Origin of the sequence: Kingella bonacorsii (genome assembly GCF_016623605.1) — a bacterium.
In the GTDB taxonomy this organism is placed as follows: domain Bacteria; phylum Pseudomonadota; class Gammaproteobacteria; order Burkholderiales; family Neisseriaceae; genus Kingella_B; species Kingella_B oralis.
In genome coordinates this window covers 753703-768228 of the sequence record NZ_JAEHNZ010000001.1, presented here as the reverse complement: position 1 = coordinate 768228, position 14526 = coordinate 753703, and the positions used below count along the sequence as shown (strand labels likewise).

Annotated in this window: 13 protein-coding genes; 5 read left to right on the top strand and 8 right to left on the bottom strand. The window is 55.4% G+C overall.

Features of this window, described 5'->3' with window-relative positions; translation table 11 throughout:
* Positions 1-9: 9 nt before the first annotated feature.
* Both JDW22_RS04015 and JDW22_RS04010 read left to right on the top strand, forming a co-directional pair.
* Complete coding sequence (locus tag JDW22_RS04015) at positions 10-396, top strand: hypothetical protein (RefSeq protein WP_200521806.1); 387 nt, start codon at positions 10-12, stop codon at positions 394-396.
* A gap of 105 nt (positions 397-501) precedes the next feature.
* The gene (locus JDW22_RS04010; RefSeq protein WP_200521996.1) at positions 502-1230 is read left to right on the top strand and encodes an amino acid ABC transporter ATP-binding protein; all 729 of its coding nucleotides are present in this window, start codon (positions 502-504) and stop codon (positions 1228-1230) included.
* Between the two features lie 106 nt (positions 1231-1336).
* On the opposite strand, the gene JDW22_RS04005 is transcribed toward JDW22_RS04010, so the two are convergent.
* From JDW22_RS04005 to pseI, 4 genes are all read right to left on the bottom strand, one after another.
* On the bottom strand, positions 1337-3523 hold the full coding sequence (locus JDW22_RS04005; RefSeq protein ID WP_200521805.1) for a heavy metal translocating P-type ATPase: 2187 nt from the start codon (positions 3521-3523) through the stop codon (positions 1337-1339).
* A 117-nt stretch (positions 3524-3640) separates the two neighbouring features.
* Complete coding sequence (locus JDW22_RS04000) at positions 3641-4057, bottom strand: hypothetical protein (protein WP_200521804.1); 417 nt, start codon at positions 4055-4057, stop codon at positions 3641-3643.
* Positions 4058-4108: 51 nt separating this feature from the next.
* Positions 4109-4699, bottom strand: coding sequence for a DUF4291 domain-containing protein (locus JDW22_RS03995; protein WP_200521803.1), 591 nt, complete (start codon positions 4697-4699; stop codon positions 4109-4111).
* 87 nt (positions 4700-4786) lie between these two features.
* Entirely contained in the window at positions 4787-5905 is a 1119-nt protein-coding gene (pseI, locus tag JDW22_RS03990) for a pseudaminic acid synthase (protein WP_235964729.1), read from the bottom strand.
* 975 nt (positions 5906-6880) lie between these two features.
* Here pseI and JDW22_RS03985 point away from each other — a divergent pair.
* Positions 6881-8380, top strand: coding sequence for an alanine/glycine:cation symporter family protein (locus JDW22_RS03985; RefSeq protein WP_200521802.1), 1500 nt, complete (start codon positions 6881-6883; stop codon positions 8378-8380).
* A gap of 370 nt (positions 8381-8750) precedes the next feature.
* On the opposite strand, the gene JDW22_RS03980 is transcribed toward JDW22_RS03985, so the two are convergent.
* Positions 8751-8975 carry a YdcH family protein gene (locus tag JDW22_RS03980; RefSeq protein WP_200521801.1) on the bottom strand — a complete coding sequence of 75 codons (225 nt, stop codon included), beginning with the start codon at positions 8973-8975 and terminating at the stop codon, positions 8751-8753.
* 112 nt (positions 8976-9087) lie between these two features.
* Here JDW22_RS03980 and tmk point away from each other — a divergent pair, with 112 nt between their 5' ends.
* Positions 9088-9720, top strand: coding sequence for a dTMP kinase (gene tmk, locus JDW22_RS03975; RefSeq protein ID WP_200521800.1), 633 nt, complete (start codon positions 9088-9090; stop codon positions 9718-9720).
* 209 nt (positions 9721-9929) lie between these two features.
* Here tmk and pseC read toward each other — a convergent pair whose 3' ends face one another.
* From pseC to hemN, 3 genes are all read right to left on the bottom strand, one after another.
* The gene (gene pseC, locus JDW22_RS03970; RefSeq protein ID WP_200521799.1) at positions 9930-11108 is read right to left on the bottom strand and encodes a UDP-4-amino-4,6-dideoxy-N-acetyl-beta-L-altrosamine transaminase; all 1179 of its coding nucleotides are present in this window, start codon (positions 11106-11108) and stop codon (positions 9930-9932) included.
* Between the two features lie 242 nt (positions 11109-11350).
* A complete protein-coding gene (locus JDW22_RS03965) occupies positions 11351-12064 on the bottom strand; it encodes a B3/B4 domain-containing protein (RefSeq protein ID WP_200521798.1) in 714 nt (237 codons plus the stop codon).
* Between the two features lie 101 nt (positions 12065-12165).
* Positions 12166-13569, bottom strand: a complete 1404-nt coding sequence (gene hemN, locus JDW22_RS03960) for an oxygen-independent coproporphyrinogen III oxidase (RefSeq protein ID WP_200521797.1) — start codon at positions 13567-13569, stop codon at positions 12166-12168.
* Between the two features lie 134 nt (positions 13570-13703).
* Between hemN and fnr the strand changes: the two genes are divergently transcribed.
* Positions 13704-14435, top strand: coding sequence for a fumarate/nitrate reduction transcriptional regulator Fnr (fnr, locus tag JDW22_RS03955; RefSeq protein ID WP_040558134.1), 732 nt, complete (start codon positions 13704-13706; stop codon positions 14433-14435).
* The last annotated feature ends 91 nt before the right edge of the window (positions 14436-14526 follow it).

Here is a 14526-nt window from a genome sequence, read left to right as displayed (position 1 = left end):
CTGCCTGATATGTTGAAAAACGCGATTAAATCAGCCCATTATCTTTCTATCTTGCTGCCTGTGTGCTGGTTGCTGTGGGCTTGGCATCGCGGCGGCGCGATAACGCTTGCCCTGCATTTTCCGCTGGCGGCGGCAGGTTTTTTGATGCTGAACAATGCTTTTGCCATGCCGCTGTCTGCCATTTATTCGCAGCGATATGATGCCGAACCGCGCCATTTTTCCGGCGTGCCGTTGGTAGGCGAAATCATGATTTATATTTTTAAAATGGCGGCGGGGCAAGCGCAAAAATGGCAGCCGAGCCACGATTGGCTGGATGTGTCGGCTTGGATTTTGCTGCCGCCGGTGGTGGCATCTTGGCTGATTGCGCCGTGGCTGTGGCATCGTTTGGTAAAATGATTCGCTTGCGCGGTAGGCAGCCTGAAAACCGTAAATACCTAATTTTTCATTCATACAACACGGAAGTTTTAAACCATGACCAACCAAATCAACCCCCAGAAACTCATGCTCAGTTTCAAAGCCGTAAACAAGCATTTCGGCAGCAACCATGTGATTAACAATGTGAATTTGGACATCCATCAAGGCGAAGTGGTGGTGGTGTGCGGGCCTTCGGGCAGCGGCAAATCCACGCTGATTCGCACGGTGAACCAGTTGGAAAAAATTGAAAGCGGCGAAATTTGGGTGGACGGCGTAAACGTTGCCGATTCCAAAACCGATTTGAACAAAATCCGCACCGAGGTGGGCTTTGTGTTCCAGCATTTCAATTTGTATCCGCATTTAACGGTGTTGGAAAACATCACCTTATCGCCGATTAAGGTGAAAAACATGGATGTCGCCGCTGCTGAAAAGCTGGCGATGGAATTGTTGGATAAAGTGGGTTTGGCGCACAAAAAAGACGCTTATCCCACCGAGCTGTCGGGCGGGCAGCGGCAGCGCGTGGCGATTGCGCGCGGTTTGGCGATGCAGCCTGCGGTGATGCTGTTTGACGAGCCGACTTCCGCGCTTGACCCCGAAATGGTGGGCGAGGTGTTGAAGGTGATGAAGGATTTGGCGCAGTCGGGCATCACCATGATGTGCGTTACGCACGAGATGGGTTTTGCACGCGAGGTGGCGGATCGGATTATTTTCTTGGACCACGGGCAGATTTTGGAAGACCGCAAGCCCGATGAGTTTTTTGAGCATCCGCAAACGGAGCGCGCGAAGCAGTTTTTGAGTCAGATTATGTCGCATTGATTGCAGATTAAAAAGGCAGCCTGAAAACGTGTGATGGCGTTTTCAGGCTGCCTTTTTTGGTTTTTCCGAACTGCGTTTCAGGCTGCCTATGCGGCGGGCGCAACGGCTACCGCGCTTGAAACTTCTTCAACCGCAGCGCATTGCCCAACACGGACACGGAACTCATCGCCATCATCGCGCCTGCAATCACGGGCGTGAGCAGCCCAAAGGCGGCGAGCGGGATGCCGAGGATGTTGTAGATAAAGGCGAAAAACAGGTTTTGCTTGATGTTTTTCAGCGTTTCGCGGGCGATGAAGATGCCGTCTGCCAGTTGGTTGACGGATTGGCGCACCAACACGGCATCGGCGCTGTGTTCGGCGATGTCGGTGCTGCCGCGCACGGCGAAGCCTACGTCTGCGAGCGCAAGGGCGGGCGCGTCGTTGATGCCGTCGCCCACCATCGCCACGCTGCGCCCTTGTGCTTTGAGTTGGGCGATGAAGTCGGCTTTGCTGCGCGGCGATTGGTTGCCGTGGGCGTGTGGGCTGTCTATGCCGAGCGCGTTGGCGATGTGCGACACGGTGGCGGCATTGTCGCCGCTGAGTATGTACACGCTGATGCCGTGCGCGTGCAGGCGGGCGATGGCTTCGGCGCTGTCGGGTTTAAGCGGGTCGGCAAGGGCAAACGCGCCTGCGGCTTCGCCGTTGATGGATACGGCAACGAGGCTGGCGATTTGCCAGATGTCGTCTGCATTATTTTCAGGCTGCCTATTGCCCACGATGGTGGCTATATCCAAATTCGCGAAATCGGGCTTGCCCACTTTCACCAAGCCAATGCCGTCCACTTGCGCTTGCAAGCCTGCGCCTGCTTCGGTTTCAGGCTGCGTGGCGGTGGGGATGGCGATGCCGCGCTCGGCGGCGTGCGACACGATGGCTTTGGCAAGCGGATGGGCGGCGTGTTGCTCCACGGCGGCGGCAGCCTGAAACAGCGTATCTTCGCTGATATTCGGCGCAGTCCAGATGGCGGCGATGTCGGGCTTGCCTTGCGTGAGCGTGCCTGTTTTGTCCAGCACCACGGTGTCAATATGCCCCGCTTGCTCCATGGCGGCGGCGTTTTTGAACCACACGCCATGTCGCACGGCAACGCCCATGCCCGCCATGATGCCGGCGGGCGTTGCCAAGCCCAGCGCGCAGGGGCAAGCCACCACCAGCACGGCAACGGCGTGCACAAGGGCTTTTGTTGCGCTGCCTGTGAACAGCCATGTGGCGATAAAGGTAAGCGCGGCGATGGACAACACGGTGGGCACGAACACGGCGGCGACTTTATCTGCCAGCCGCGCGATGGGGGCTTTGCTGCCTTGCGCGTCTGATAGCGCGTTCATCATGTCGCCCAGCAGCGTATTGCTGCCCAACTGCTCGGCGCGGTAGTCCACGCTGCCCGATAGGATAGACCCCGCCAGCACTTTGCTGCCTGCGGTTTTGTAAACAGGTTGGCTCTCGCCTGTTAAATGGCTTTCGTCTGCCCATGCTTCGCCCGATAGCACCACGCCATCCGCCGCGATGCGCTCGCCTTGCACGGCGCGCAGCGTGTCGCCGATTTGCACGTTTTCCAGCTTTTCAGGCTGCCATTGTGTGCCGCGCAACACGGTTACTTGGCGCGGCGTAAGCTGCATCATCAGCCCCAAGCTGTTCAGGCTGCCGCGTTTGGTGCGCTCTTCCAAAAATTTGCCCAGCGATACAAATGCAATCACCATCACGCCCGCTTCAAAGTAAACATGATGCACGGGATGACCCGCCAGCATCATGCCGATGGAATAGAGATAAATCGCCAGCGTGCCGATGGAAACCAGCACATCCATATTTGCCAAGCCGCCGCGCACGCTGGCAATCGCGCTTTTATAAAACGGCACCGCCAGCCAAAGCTGCACAATGCTGGCAAGGGCGATTTGCAGCCAAGCGGGCAGTATCAGCGCGTGCGAGCCAAACAGCATCCCCGCCATGCCCAGCATAAACGGCGCGGCAAGGGCAAGCAGCAGCCATGTACGCCAATGGCTGCGCCATAGGTTTGCGTTTTCAGGCTGCGTTTCGGGCAGCGCGCTGGTTTTAAGGGCAGCCTGATAACCTGTTTTCTGGATGATTTGCATCAGCTCTTCGGGCGTGGTTTGCGCGTCGTCGTATTCTACTTGCGCGGTTTCGCCCGCAAAGTTCACGCTGGCGTTGGCAACGAAATCTTTTTTGTTGAGCACTTTTTCAATGCGGCTGGCGCAGGCTTGGCAGGTCATGCCGTCAATTTGCAAATTGATGTGTTGGGTGGACATTTGGCTTCCCCTTGTGGATTAGATGGCGACAAGCGTAAGGGTTTACTCGGGGGTAGGGTCAAGAGGCAGCCTGAAAATGCTGTTGGGGGTGGTTTCAGGCTGCCTTTTATGCGCGGATTATTGAAACAGCCGCTGCAAGCGTTTTTTCAAACGCGGCTGCTCGTCTTGACAATAGGCGGCGATTTTTTGCTCGCGCGCCTTGTCAGAATCGGACGGGCTGATTTTGTATCGGCTCGCCAGCAGCCGTTCCACCTTTTTCTCTTCGGCTTGAAACCACGCTTTTTCTATTTCGCGCGTCATGCCCAGCTTTTCGCAGGCATCCAAATAGTCTTCGTTTGCTGGGGCGAATCTTGTAACCAGTTCTTCCAGCTCGGCATCTTGGGTTTTTTCGCAAGCGATGGCAACGGCGTAAACCTGCACCATGTTTTGGGCGTGCGCCTTGCAGTCGTTTAAATTGACAGGCGGTTTTGCTTGGATAAACGGCGCGGCAAGCAGCAGCGCGGTGAGGATAAGCGGTTTGGGGTGGGCGAACATTTTGGGTTTCCTTGTTTACGGTTGAGGCAGCCTGAAAACGGTTTGGGCGTTTCAGGCTGCCTGAAAATCCGTCTCCCAGTCAAAGGGGTAAACGCGCTCGGGCGGCAGCAGGGCTTGCGCGGCGGCGAGCTTGTCTTGGGCGATAAGCGCGTGGATTTCTTGCGCTACATCGGTGATTTCGCTGATGTTTTGTATCCATTCGTTTACATAGCGCGGCACGGCTTCGCCTGTTAGCCCGATTTGGATGCTGCGGTGCGGCAGCGGTTCTAGTTTCAGGCTGCGTTCGGGGTCCCATTGGATGCGCACGGGGTGGGCGGCTTTGGTTTGCTGCCATGTTGCGCTGTCCATGCCTGTGGGCGGGTGGCTGAGGCAGGCGTGGCGCAATGCCCATTCAAAGCCGCTGCGGCTGATGTCTATCGCCAGAATGCGTTTTTGGTTGTCGTCTTTGTTGCCCCAGCCTGCGCGGTACATCATCCACAGGAAAGAGGGCTTAATCCATGTCATGCGCTCCATTTTAAACGGTGGCGACACAAACCGCCCTGCCGCCAGCGCGGTATCGGCAATGGCATCGCTGTATGCCTGATAGACGCGGATGGTGGTGTCGGTGTACACGGCGCGGATTTGTTTGGGCGGGGTGGTCATGTTGTTGTTCCCTGATTGGTTGGGAGGCAGCCTGAAAAACGGTTTGGGCGTTTCAGGCTGCCTTAGTTATGGTTTGTATTTGGCTTTTCAGGCTGCCTCAATGCAATCCCAACTGGTTTTGGTGTTGGCGGCAATGTCGCGCGTTACCCGTTTGCCGATTAGGTCGTCATAACACTTGGGCGGCAAGCCAAAGCCAGGGCGCACGCTGCGGATGCAGGTTGCGTCGATGGTGTCGCCCGCTTTCATGTCGCGCACGAAATACAGCGAGCGGCGAAATTGCGCGTTGCCTTGTTCGCTGGATTTCAAGCCGTATTCCACGCGCCCGAGTGCTTGCCATGCGGTGCGGCTGTCGCGGCAGAGGGCGGCTAAATCGGCGGGTTCTAGCGAGAAGCTGTCGTCTGCGCCGCCGCCGTTGCGGTCTAGCGTGAAGTGTTTTTCGATGACGCACGCGCCCAAGGCGATGCTGACGATGGCGGTGGTGTTGTCGAGCGTGTGGTCGGACAGCCCGACCAATGTGCCGTAGCGGGCTGCCATGTCGGGCAGGGTGCGCAGGTTGTAATCGGCGGCGGGGGCGGGATAGCCGCTCACGCAATGCAGCACAACGAGCTGGGTGCAGCCGTTGTCTTGCGCGGTGGCGACGGCTTCGGCGATTTCGTCTGCGTTTGCCATGCCGGTGGAGATAATCATGGGCTTGCCGGTTTGGGCGACGTGGCGAATCAGCGGCAAATCGATGGCTTCAAACGAGGCGATTTTGTAGGCGGGGGCGTTCAGGCTTTCCAGCAAATCGACGGCGGTGAAGTCAAAAGGGGAGCTGAAAATGGTGATGCCGATTTCGCGGGCGTAGTCAAACAGGGGCGCGTGCCAATCCCACGGCATGTGGGCTTTTTGGTAGAGCTCGTGCAGCGATTGCCCGTGCCACAGCCCGCCGTTAATCATGAATTCGGGGGCGCGGCTGGGGAGCGTGATGGTGTCGGCGGTGTAGGTTTGGATTTTGACGGCATCGGCGCCTGCGGCTTTGGCTTCGGCGATGATGCGCAAGGCGGTTTTCAGGCTGCCGTTGTGGTTGGCGGACATTTCGGCGATGATGTAGGGGGGGTGGTTGTTGCCGATGGGGCGGTGGTTGATTTGCATGGTGGGAATGTTAAGAAAAGAAAATGGGATTTTAGCGTGTTTGATGGTTTTTAGGCTGCCTATTTGGGAGGACAACCAAGATAGTAGGCAGCCTGAAAACAGAGTTTTGTGAAGTCAAGATGGCGTTGGCTGTGCTTCGTTTTATGTTTCTGATGGATTGGGCTTTGCGCCTTATCGCGGCGCGGGCGACTTACTTTCTTTGCTTCGCCAAAGTGTGAACCTGCATTCATCATCCACGCGACAGCTTTTGCGTCCTAAAAATATGGCTACGGCGTTGCAAATGCTCGCAAGGTGCCCAACCTTGCTGCGCTTTGCGCCTTGTATTCATGCTTTTATGCCGCAAAAGCTGTCGCGTGGACAATGAATACAGGTTGAATACAGGTTCAAAGCAAAAGAAAGGCGACCCCGACGTGCAGGTCTGCTTCGCAGACTTCCCTCACTGCGCATCCTTTTTTCGGCGCGTGCGAACTAGCCGCACTTCGTGCGTCGTCGAACAAGCGCACGCTTTTTTCCGAAAAAAGGATGCTCCATTCGGCTGGACGTAGGGGAATGGGCAGTAGCATTAAACATTTGTGAAGCGTTAGGCAGCCTGAAAGCCAATCTATTCAGCAAAAAACCGCGTGGTAAAACACCAAGCGGTTTTGTTTTTCAGGCTGCCTTTGCCATGCTTAAAGGCAGCCTGAAACGGTTGAGATACGGCAACACAAAGAGTGGGTATGGCGGCGATACGCCATGTTCTGCTTCAAACTGCGCAAATGGTAAGGCAGCCTGAAAACGAGCGCAGGAGTTTCAGCGAAGCTAAAACGTGCCCCCTATTTTAGCTTCGTAACTCCGCTTTGCAGGCTGCCTTTGCCTAATTTGCCATTTGGCAGCGAGCCGTCGCCGCTCCATTTATGTTTCAGGCTGCCTTTGGCGTTCCACGAAAATTTCCCACTTTCGCCCCAACAATTTACACCCGACAATTTGCGGCAGCCCGCCCGCTTGTATTACAATTCTTAACAGTAGCGTTTGGCAGCTTTCAGGCTGCCTCAATTCTTTTAAGGACGTTTTATGTATAACAAAGATATTGCTTGCTTTTCGCAAGATGGGTTGGTGAACGCCGTGCATTGCGCGGTGAACACCGTTAGCGAGCCGCTTTGGGCGTGGCTGTTGTGGCTGCTGTTGGGCGTGGGCGTGTTTTTCAGCGTTACCACGGGCTTGGTGCAGTTTCGCCTGTTTGGACGCAGCCTGAAAGAGATTTCAGGCAGCCGCCAAGACCCGAACGACCCGCACGGGATTACTTCGTTCCAAGCGTTTGTAACGGGGCTGGCGAGCCGCGTGGGCACGGGCAACATTGCGGGCGTGGCGATTGCCATTTCCATGGGCGGCGCGGGCGCGGTGTTTTGGATGTGGCTGGTGGCGCTGATTGGCATGGCTTCGGCGTTTGCAGAATCATCGTTGGCGCAGCTGTATAAAGTGCGCGATAAGAAAACGGGCTTGTTTCGCGGCGGGCCGGCGTATTACATCGCGCACGGGCTGAACCTGCATTGGCTCTCGGTGCTGTTTTCGGTGAGCCTGATTGTGTGTTTTGGCTTCGTGTACCAGTCCATCCAAGCCAATACTATTGTGCAGGCGGTGCAATCGGCGGCGAATATGACGGCGGAAGACGGCGTGTCGGCAGAAGTTTGGAACACTTATAAACACGCCATCGGCGCGGTGTTGGTGTTGCTGGCGGCGCCGATTATCTTTGGCGGCGTGCGGCGCGTGGCGAAGGTGGCAGAAGGCGTTGTGCCGCTGATGTCGGTGGTTTATTTGCTGGTAGCGCTGTATGTGATGATTGTGAACGCGGGCGAGATTCCGCGCGTGTTGGGCTTGATTTTTCAGGATGCGTTTAACAGCAAGGCGGTGGGCGGCGGCTTGCTGGGCGGCATCGTGTCGCAAGCGATGATGTATGGCATCCAGCGCGGTTTGTATTCTAACGAGGCGGGGCAAGGCTCTGCGCCCAATGCCGCAGCGGCGGCGGATGTTAAGCATCCCGTGTCGCAAGGGCTGATTCAAATGCTGGGCGTGTTTATTGACACGATTGTGGTGTGTTCGTGCACGGCGTTTATTATTTTGCTCTCGGATGTGCCGATGGATACGAAGTTAAGCGGCATTCAGCTCACGCAAGCCGCGCTGGAAAGCCAAATTGGCAGCTGGGCGCAGCAATTTTTGGCGGTGGTGCTGTTTTTGTTTGCCTTCACCACGATTATCGGCAACTATGCCTACGCCGAAACCAATGTGAAATATTTGCACGGCAACCGCTTTGTGTTGCTGGTGTTTCGCTTGCTGATGCTGGGTTTTGTGTATTTTGGCGCGGTGGCGGAGATGTCTGTGGTGTGGGATATGGGCAATTTGACCATGGGCGTGATGACGCTGATTAACTTGGTGGCGATTGTGCTGATGTATAAAACGGTGCTGCTGCTGTTGAAAGATTACAGCGTGAAAGTGCGCCGCGGCATTAAAGAGCCTGAATTTAAGCTGTCTGAGCATCCTGTGTTGAAGCGGAAGATTAAGTCTAATATTTGGTGATGCTGTTGCGATGCAAAGGCAGCCTGAAAACGAGTTTTTTTTTTCAGGCTGCCTTTTTGTTGGGCATGAGCGGGATGTTTTAGCTTCGCTTGTTTTGGCTTCGCCACTCCGCTTCGCTACGCAGGCTGCCTTGTTTGCATGATGAGGCGGCCTGAAACTTTTGCATAACGCGCAACCGATGGAGCGTCGGCGGCTCGCCGACATTTGAGAGCCACTTGCACTTGGCGATGAGCCGCCGTGCCATTTTAGATTTCATGCTGCCTTTGGGTGTTTGCGCGTACCCGAGGCAGCCTGAAACCGGATTTTGCAAGCCCAAAACAAACAACCGTTATCTCGCGATAACGGTTGTTGTGCTTAAAACGGCTGGAACTTATTTCTTCGCAGCGGCTTTCAAAATGCTGTATAGCTCGTCTTTCAACGCCAATTTTTTCTGTTTCAACACAGCCACTTCGGCATCGGCGGTGGCGCTGGTAACGGGGTCGTTTTCCAAGCCGGCGATTTTGTCGTCCAACTCGTTGTGTTCGTCAAACAAGCGGGCGAAGTGTGCGTCTTCTTGTTTCAATTTGCTGATTAGGTCGCGGAATTCTGGGAACATGGTCAAATCCTTTGCTAAGGGTGGAGAAATCTTGTTTTCTTGTTAGCATTTTATAACAAAGCCCCTTGTTTTGCCATACAATAGCCAGCGATTTTTGACAAAAGGACCGGCAATGTTAGCAAAATTTATCACTTTGGACGGCATCGACGGCGCGGGCAAAACCACGCAGTTAAACGTGATTCGCGATTGGTTTGCCGCGCAAGCGCTGCCCGTGCTGTTTACGCGCGAACCGGGCGGCACGCCGCTGGGCGAGGCGTTGCGCGCTTTGCTGCTCAGCCCCGCCACCCAAGTTTCGCTGCACACGGAAACGCTGCTGATGTTTGCGGCGCGGCGGCAGCATTTGGACGATGTGATTTTGCCTGCGCTGGCACGGGGTGTGAGCGTGGTGTCCGACCGTTTCACCGATGCCACGTTTGCTTACCAAGGCGGCGGGCGCGGTTTGCCTGATGCAGAAATTGAAGCGTTGGAAAACTGGGTGCAAGGCAGCCTGAAACCCGATTTGACGATTTTGCTGGATGTGCCGCTGGAAGTTTCGTTGCAGCGGATTGAGCGCAGCCGCGAGAAAGACCGCTTTGAGCGCGAAGCGGCGGATTTTTTCACCCGCGTGCGCTCGGCATATTTGCGCCGCGCGGCGGCTGCGCCCGAGCGTTATGCGGTGGTGGACAGCAATCGGGATAAGGCGGTGGTGCGCGCGGAGATTGAGCAGGTGTTGGACGGGCTGTTTGGGGTGAATGAGGCAGCCTGAAACGGAGGAAATCGTTTTCAGGCTGCCTTTGGGTAATGGGGGCAATGGCGGCGAAAGATTGGGCTACACGGGGTGCAGGGGCTTGCCCCTGCTCGTGGTAGGCGGCGAAACGCCTGCTCGGGCAAAAATAAAGGGCGGATAGGCAAACACAAAACGCTGGCGGATAACCAGCGTTTTGTTGTTTATGGTGAACGCCAACCTGTGCGGCATCAGGCAGCCTGAAACGCTTGTTTGAGCGTGGCGACCACGGTGTCTTGCTCGGCTTCGCTAAGGTCAAAATACAGCGGCAGGGTGATGGCGCGGGCGTAGTAGGCTTCGGCGGCGGGGAAGTCGCCTTGTTGAAAGCCGAAGCGTTGGCGGTAATAGGGCTGGGTGTGCACGGGGATGTAGTGCACGTTCGCGCCGATGCCGTGGCTTCGCAGGTAGTCAAAGATTTGCCGGCGCGTTTTGCCGCTTTCAGGCTGCATATTTTCAGGTTGTATTTGGACGGGGTAGAGATGCAGCGCGGATTGGTTGGCGGGATTGCGGTAGGGCAGGATAAGGGGCAAATCGGCAAGCAGTTTGTCGTAGCGGGCGGCAAGCGCGTGGCGGCGTTCGACAAATTCGTCCAGCCGCGTCATTTGGCTCACGCCGAGGGCGGCTTGCAGTTCGGTCATGCGGTAGTTGTAGCCTAAATCAATCTGTTGATAAAACCATGCGCCGTCGGGTTTGCCGTGCATTTCGGCGGGGTTGCGGGTGATGCCGTGGCTGCGTAACAGCGCCATTTTCTCGGCGAGTTCGGCGTGGTTGGTGAGGCAGGCGCCGCCTTCGGCGGTGGTGATGATTTTAACGGGGTGGAAGCTGAATACGGTGATGTCGCTGTATTGGCAGCTGCCGACTTTGCCGCCGCGGTAGCTGGCGCCGATGGCGTGGGAGGCGTCTTCGATGATTTTGAAGCCGTATTGTTGGGCGAGTTGGTGCAGGGCGGCCATGTCGCAGGGTTCGCCGCACAGGTGCACGGGGATAAGGATTTTGGGCAGGCAGCCTGAAACTTGGGCTTGGCGCAGTTTGGCTTCCAGCGCGGGGACGGAGAGGTTGAGCGTGGCGGGGTCGATGTCCACAAAATCCACCGTTGCGCCGCAGTAGAGGGCGCAGTTGGCGCTGGCGACGAAGGTGATGGGCGTGGTCCATACGATGTCGCCCGGTTTTAAGCCGAGCGCAAGGCAGGCGATGTGCAGGGCGGATGTGGCGCTGTTTACGGCAACGGCGTGCGCGGCGCCGCAATAGCTTTTCAGGCTGCCTTCAAAGGTGGGTACCTGCGGCCCTTGGGTGAGAAAGTCGGATTGGAGCACGGAAACGACGGCGTCGATGTCGTCTTGGGAAATGGTTTGGCGGCCGTAGGGAATCATGGGGTGTCCTTTGGGGATTTTGCGGATGGGCTGAGTGGCATTGAACGGATGTGTTAGGCAGCCTGAAAAGCCGTTTGGGTGATTTTCAGGCTGCCTTTGGTCTTGGCTTCATTATGCAGGCTGCCTTTGGGGGTTGTGGCGTTTTCAGGCTGCTTAGGCGCGGGCGCGATGTGAGGCAGCCTGAAACTTTTCCCGCGCTCCTACGGCTTGCTGGCAAGCCGTGCGCTGGCAAAAGCAAACGGTTAATTCAAGTCAATGGCAGGATTGTCGGCAGTCAAAACAGCTTGGCGCACAACGCTTGCGCCCAGCTCGGCTTGCGCGTGGCGGGCGATGTCGGCAAGCGCGGCTTCCAAATCGGCGCGGCGGCTGGCGTTGGGATATTCCAGCACGACAAACGCGCGGCGGCTGGTTGCTGTAATCATGGTGCGTTTGCCGTCGCGCCAGTTGAAACAGCGGCACACTGCGCCCGCATCGTCGGTGTAGCAGAGTTCGCCTGCCAGCGTGGGCGAGTTTTCTTCGTCGCCGAGTGCGTAAAATTCGTCGCCGCCTTGGGTGATGTGCAGTTTCAGGCTGCCTACAAAGGTGTCAATATCTTCCGCGCCGCAGGGCAAGCCGTATGTGAGACTAGCGGCGTTGTAGATGTCCACCAACGGGTTGATGCTGCCTACGCCTTTGCCTTGCTCTATGCGTTTGAGCAGGGCTTCTATGCTGCTGCGTACGCCTTTTTTGGTTTTAAATTGCTGATAGGCTTCCCGCCACACGGCAACGGCGGGGTTTTGGCTTAGCTGTTCGGCGGTGAGATACTTTTTGGCGGCGAGGTTGGCTTCTGCCAAAAGCTGTTTGATGGCGGGGCTGGATTCGCCTTGGTTGTTGATGTTGTCTAATATCAGCACGGCGAGCTGGGCTTGTGGGAACAGTTGCCAAAAGCTGGCATCGGCGATGAATTGTTGGGTCATGGGGTTTCCTTTTTGGATGGATAACAATATGTGCGCCTTGCTCTGCTTGCGTTTTCAGGCTGCCTATTGTTTACGCGCAATAGGCAGCCTGAAAATCTGCTTTAAACCGTCTGCGAATACTTGGCTTTGGTTTCCTTATGCCGCAAGTAGTAATCAAAAATCATGGCGATGTTGCGAATCAAAAACCGCCCTTTTGGGGTAACTTTCAGGCTGCCTGTTTCAGGCTGCCATTCAATCAAGCCCAGCGCGGCGAAGCGCTGCAAATCGGGGATTTCCTCGGCAAAGTATTCGGCAAAATTGGGCTGATAATCCACCAGTTCCAGCGCAAAGCGGCACATCAAATCTTGGATAATTTGGCGGCGCATCACGTCATCAGCGTTCAACTCATAGCCGCGCATTACAGGCAGTTTGCCCGCGTCCAAATCGGCGTAGTAATCGTTTAAATCGCGCTGGTTTTGGCTGTATGTGTTGCCAATTTTGCCGATGCTGCTCACGCCAATCGCCACCAAATCGCAATCGGCATAAGTGGAATAGCCTTGGAAATTGCGCTGCAAACGCCCTTCGCGCAACGCAATCGCCAGCTCGTCTTCGGGCTTGGCAAAATGGTCCATGCCGATAAACACATAGCCGCGCTCGTCCAGCAGCTGCACCGCGTATTGCAGAATGTCCAATTTTTCTTCGCTGCTGGGCACGGCGTTGGTGTCGATGCGCCGCTGCGGCTTGAAAATATGCGGCAGATGCGCGTAGTGATACAGCGCAAGGCGGTCGGGCGAGAGCGAGAGCACGGTGTCCAGCGTGGGCTTGATGCTTGCCACCGATTGATGTGGCAGCCCGTAAATCAAATCCACGCTGATGGATTTGAACCCTGCTTCGCGCGCGGCATCAATCACTTCGCGCGTTTCTTCCACCGTTTGGATGCGGTTTACGGCAGCCTGAACTTTGGGGTCAAAATCTTGGATGCCCACGCTCATGCGGTTAAAGCCCAGTTCGCCCAGTTTGAACACGCTCTCGCGGCTCACCTTGCGCGGGTCGATTTCAATGGAATATTCGCCGTCGGGCAGCAATTCAAAATGCTCGCGGATTAGGCGAAATACGCGCTCCAACTGCGCATCGCTCAAAAACGTGGGCGTGCCGCCACCGAAATGAAGTTGGGCAAGTTGGTGCTTGCCGTGCAAATGCGGGGCGAGCAGAGCCATTTCTTTTTCCAGATAGGTTAAGTATTCATCGGCTTTGCGGGTGTCTTTGGTGATAACTTTGTTGCAGCCGCAGTAGTAGCAAATCACGTTGCAAAACGGAATGTGCACATACAGCGAAACGGGTTTCAGGCTGCCTGAAAGCGTGTTTTCCAGCACGGAAACGTATTCAGGCTGCCTGAAACCGTCATGGAAGCGGTCGGCGGTGGGGTAAGATGTATAGCGCGGGCCGCTGGCGGGCAGGCTAGCAATGAGTTCGCGGTCAAAGTCAAACAGCGTGGGTGTGTGTGGTGCGATGGTGATGGTTTTCATGGTGGTGGTTAAGTAAATGATTTTGCTTTTAATCAAATTTTGTTAAAATTAGCGTTGGCTTTACAAGCAATGTAAAGTTTTATCAATTAGACAATATAACTAGACCAACTAACTATTCAGGACTACAAAGAATTATGTCAAGGCTGCCCATTTGCAAAACGCAATGCACACACTGTTCATTAAAAGAAATCTGTATGCCCGTTGGGTTTCAAGAGGAGGATTTTAACCAAATTGGCGCAGTGTTGAAACAAAATCGCCGTGTAAAGAGAGGAGAATTCTTATTTCATGCGGGGGAAACGTTCACTTCTTTGTTTGCCATCCGCACGGGATTTTTCAAAACGGCGGTGAGCACGCAAGACGGGCGCGACCAAGTTACGGGCTTTTTTATGTCGGGCGAATTGGTGGGCACGGACGGGATTTGCTTGGGCAAATATGCTTGCGACGCGGTGGCGCTGGAAGACAGCGAGGTGTGCGAGCTGCCATTTGACCAAATCGACGAGTTGAGCGAGAAAATCCCGCAGCTTTATCTGCACGTTTTGCGCTTGATGAGCCGCGAGATTGTGCGTAACCAAACGGTGATGCTGCTTTTGGGCAATATGCGGGCGGAAGAGCGGCTGGCGATGTTTTTGCTGAATTTGTCGGATCGTTTGTATGTGCGCGGTTTTGCGGCGAACGATTTTATTTTGCGGATGTCGCGCGAGGAAATCGGCAGCTATTTGGGGCTGAAACTGGAAACAGTGAGCCGCACGCTGTCTAAATTTAAGCAAGATGGCTTGATTGATGTGGAGCATAAGCATATCCGTATTTTGTTGCCGCGCGATTTGCAGGCGTTGGTTTCTGGCTGCCAAGAGCGGCGGGAGTATTAGAACCTGTATTGCTCGTTAAGCATACGATAATTTTTGTTAAGATTTCTGTTTTTAGGTTAAAATTCAGGCTGCCTCTGATATTGAGGCAGCC

Bases quoted from the DNA above. Each gene is read 5' to 3' on its own strand.
- JDW22_RS04015 (WP_200521806.1), top strand. From the start codon at position 10: ATGTTGAAAAACGCGATTAAATCAGCCCATTATCTTTCTATCTTGCTG.
- JDW22_RS04010 (WP_200521996.1), top strand. From the start codon at position 502: ATGCTCAGTTTCAAAGCCGTAAACAAGCATTTCGGCAGCAACCATGTG.
- JDW22_RS04005 (WP_200521805.1), bottom strand. From the start codon at position 3,523: ATGTCCACCCAACACATCAATTTGCAAATTGACGGCATGACCTGCCAA.
- JDW22_RS04000 (WP_200521804.1), bottom strand. From the start codon at position 4,057: ATGTTCGCCCACCCCAAACCGCTTATCCTCACCGCGCTGCTGCTTGCC.
- JDW22_RS03995 (WP_200521803.1), bottom strand. From the start codon at position 4,699: ATGACCACCCCGCCCAAACAAATCCGCGCCGTGTACACCGACACCACC.
- JDW22_RS03985 (WP_200521802.1), top strand. From the start codon at position 6,881: ATGTATAACAAAGATATTGCTTGCTTTTCGCAAGATGGGTTGGTGAAC.
- JDW22_RS03980 (WP_200521801.1), bottom strand. From the start codon at position 8,975: ATGTTCCCAGAATTCCGCGACCTAATCAGCAAATTGAAACAAGAAGAC.
- tmk (WP_200521800.1), top strand. From the start codon at position 9,088: ATGTTAGCAAAATTTATCACTTTGGACGGCATCGACGGCGCGGGCAAA.
- pseC (WP_200521799.1), bottom strand. From the start codon at position 11,108: ATGATTCCCTACGGCCGCCAAACCATTTCCCAAGACGACATCGACGCC.
- JDW22_RS03965 (WP_200521798.1), bottom strand. From the start codon at position 12,064: ATGACCCAACAATTCATCGCCGATGCCAGCTTTTGGCAACTGTTCCCA.
- hemN (WP_200521797.1), bottom strand. From the start codon at position 13,569: ATGAAAACCATCACCATCGCACCACACACACCCACGCTGTTTGACTTT.
- fnr (WP_040558134.1), top strand. From the start codon at position 13,704: ATGTCAAGGCTGCCCATTTGCAAAACGCAATGCACACACTGTTCATTA.